Below are 3,407 nucleotides of genomic sequence, written 5' to 3' on the forward strand. Positions count from 1 at the left end.
CGATCTGAAAGCGTTGTGACGGCCGGAACGCCGCTGCTCCAATAGCCCCAGCGCTGCTTGTCCGTGTAACCGGAGGATCGTCTGCACGCTAACATGCAGTCCATGCTGTAAAGAACTCGCATTGTAGTAACGCGTATTCTTGCCCCCATGGCGCGCGAGACAGTCCGGATCTCATCGCGCGCTCTATCTGCATCCGGCCGTTCGCCACTTCTTGCGCTTCCGACTGTGGACGACGACGGGCATATCGGGCCGTGCGTGGGCCGCCGTGCATCGCAAGCACCAGGCGCAATGCGAGCCCGCGAAAGACTCGCATAGTCCGCAAACGCTGGGTATCCGCAAAGTTGTCTTCGAGGGATCGGATCTGTACAGAGCGGAATCCGGCAACGGTAAGCGACTCAGCCGGACCGTTTCCCGTTGCTGATTTTTCCAACGCATGATGGGCGCGTTTAGATTGACGGAGCCAGTCAGCCATGTCGAACGCAGGGAACCGTGCCCATCCCCATCGCACGTACGCGCAAGAATTCAAGCAGCAGGTGATCAGGGAGACGTTGGAGCCCGGCATGTCGGTGTCGATTGTTGCGCGACGGCACGACATCAACGCCAACGTGGTTTTCGGATGGCGCAAGCAATACCGTGAAGGCAAGCTGGTTGTCCCTGCGCTCGAGGCTACGCCGAGCGTGCCCAGCATGAATCTGCTGAGCGTCGACGTGATCGACTCGGCATTGGTAGTGCGGCCGCCGGAGCCGGCAGTGGCGTCGGGAGCGAAGTGCGATGTACCGATGGCGACGCCCGTGTGCGAAATCGAGGTGGAGATTGGCAAACGGCGTGTGAGGATACGCGGCCTGTCTGCCGAGCGCGCTGAAGCGTTCCTGCAGGAATGCTTGAAGTGATCGCGCTGCCGGTAGGCACGCGCGTCTGGCTCGTGGCCGGTGTGACCGACATGTGTTGCGGGTTCCAAGGTCTGGCCGCGAAAGTGCAGACCGCGCTCGAAGAGAATCCGCTGGGTGGCAACGTATTCATCTTTCGCGGCCGCCGCGGCGATCTCGTGAAGCTGCTTTGGGCAACCGACGATGGACTCTGGTTGCTCGCAAAACGATTGGAGCGAGGCCGGTTTATCTGGCCCCAGGCCGACGGTGGAAAGATCCATCTGACGAGCGCACAGCTGTCGATGCTCCTCGAAGGCATCGACTGGCGACACCCGCAACGCACCGCTGCTCTGTCGATGTTGTAAACCACATCGAAGGCTCGTAAACTGCGACGCATGTCCCAATATGCGCCGCTTCCTACAACCGTCGCTGAGCTCCAGGCTCTGGTGCGCGAGCAGCAGACGTCGATCGAGAAGATGGCGCGGGAGATCGCCGCACGGGACGATGAAATCGAACGCCTGAAGGCGCAGATCGACAAGCTCAGGCGGATGTACTTCGGTAGCAAGTCCGAAAAACTGGCTCGGCAGATCGATAAGCTGGAGGCGCAGCTGGAAGACCTGACGGCCGGCCAGGGGGCGGCAGAGGCGCGAGGACCACGAGACAAAGCGTCGAAGGATCCACCCAATCAAGGGCCCACGCGAGAACCACTGCCGCCGCACTTGCCGCGCGACGAGATCGAACTTACGCCAGATTCGACTTGCCCCATATGCGCGACTGCGATGCAGCTGCTCGGCAAGGATGTATCCGAGCAGCTCGCCCGCGTGGCGGCCGCGTTCAAAGTGATCCGCACGATCCGCCACAAGCTGTGTTGCCCTGATTGCGGCCATATCAAACAGCCCGCGATGCCCAGCCTGCCGATCGAGCACAGCATCGCGCATCCGAGCTTGCTGGCCGATATTGCGGTGTCGAAGTTCGCCGATCACCAACCGCTGTATCGCCAATCGGAGATTGCGGCACGCGACGGCGTGACGCTGGATCGCGGCAGCATGGGCCGCTGGCTCGGGCAGATTGCCGAGCTCTGTGTGCCTCTCGTTGAAGCGATCCAGCGCTACGCGCTGATTCCCGGCAAGGTGCACGTTGACGACACGCCGGTCGCGGTGCTCGCACCAGGCAACGGTAAGACGGTGACGGGCCGCTTCTGGGTCTACGTGCGCGACGATCGTCGCTCGGGTTCCGCTGAGCCTGCTGCGGTATGGTTCGACTTCTCCTCGGATCGCAAAGGCGTCCACCCTCAAACCCGACTCGCCGCATTCCACGGCATCGTGCAGGCCGATGCTTACTCGGGGGTCGATCAACTGTACGCGAGCGGCGAGATCCACGAAGCGGCATGCTGAGATCACGCGAGGAGGTACATCTACGATGTTCACGCACGCACGCCGACTGCGGATACCCAGCAGTTGCTCGAGATGATCGGCGAGCTCTACGGAATAGAAGCCGACATCCGCGGCAAGGCACCAGACGAGCGTCTGCGCGTGAGGCGGGAGAAGAGCAAGCCGTTGCTCGTGAAATTCGAAACGACGATCAGGGCAAAACTCACGACGCTGTCGACGAAGTCCGCGCTTGCCAAGGCGATCAACTACTCGCTGAACCACTGGGCAGCCCTCATGTTCTACTGTGAGGACGGTCGGGCCGAGATCAGCAACGTGCTCGCAGAAAACGCCTTGCGCTGTGTCGCGCTCGGACGCAAAAACTATCTGTTCGTCGGCTCCGACAGCGGGGGCGAGCGGGCCGCTGCGATGTATAGCCTGATCGGGACGTGCAAGCTCAACGGCATCAACCCGCGTGCTTATCTGGAATTCGTCCTGACCCACATCGCTGATCACAAGATCTCCCGCATCGACGAACTGCTGCCCTGGAATGTGGCTGACAAACTGAACCCCTCACCCCGCCCACACCATCAACCGGGTAGATCTGGATAGATTTGGATGGATCGTGCCCACGATCACCGATAATGGACACGATCCCCGTGATCTACACGGATTCCACCACGTCATCACCATCATGCTCTGCGCGCGCGCGAACAGGGAAACGGCCAGGCTGAGTCGCTTACCGGCAACGAGGAGACTTTACGCAGGTTCGGCTGCGGTACATGCCGGGAGCGGAAGTTCGACCTGAGCCATGCGGCAAGCGAAGGGGGCATGTATATGTGCCGGAGAGCGGCAGGTCGAGCGTGACCGACGGTCGACCGCGGCGCGACAGGTGAGGGCGGAAGGGAGCGAAGCGCTGCGCGAAGCCTCGGACCATCACGATTGAAAGACGGAAACGGGGAGGCCGGCGATGCGCCGGCTGTTTCATGTCATTCGATGCCCGGAATCGCGGCGCGAAGAGCACAAAGGACAAGCACAAGCACAAGCACACTCAGGCAGCAAGTAACCCGCCCGGCTTGCTAGTGTACTGCAGGCGCTCGCTCGGAACATTCCCGGCGCCTTCCAGGCGCGGGTTACAGGTTCGATGGCATCAGACCATCCTCCGAATCTGAAT

At 61.4% G+C, this 3,407-nt stretch carries 2 protein-coding genes and 1 pseudogene; all 3 read left to right on the plus strand.

The features are described from left to right. Positions 1–470: 470 nt before the first annotated feature. Entirely contained in the window at positions 471–890 is a 420-nt protein-coding gene (gene tnpA, locus F4827_RS35745; protein WP_260175580.1) for an IS66-like element accessory protein TnpA, read from the plus strand. After that, complete coding sequence (gene tnpB, locus F4827_RS34740) at positions 878–1,231, plus strand: IS66 family insertion sequence element accessory protein TnpB (protein ID WP_221303931.1); 354 nt, start codon at positions 878–880, stop codon at positions 1,229–1,231. Before tnpA ends, tnpB begins: the two co-directional genes overlap by 13 nt. Positions 1,232–1,261: 30 nt before the next feature. Next, positions 1,262–2,845 (plus strand): annotated as a pseudogene (gene tnpC / locus F4827_RS34745) (IS66 family transposase). The last annotated feature ends 562 nt before the right edge of the window (positions 2,846–3,407 follow it).

This window comes from Paraburkholderia bannensis (assembly GCF_014200455.1).
In the GTDB taxonomy this organism is placed as follows: domain Bacteria; phylum Pseudomonadota; class Gammaproteobacteria; order Burkholderiales; family Burkholderiaceae; genus Paraburkholderia; species Paraburkholderia bannensis_A.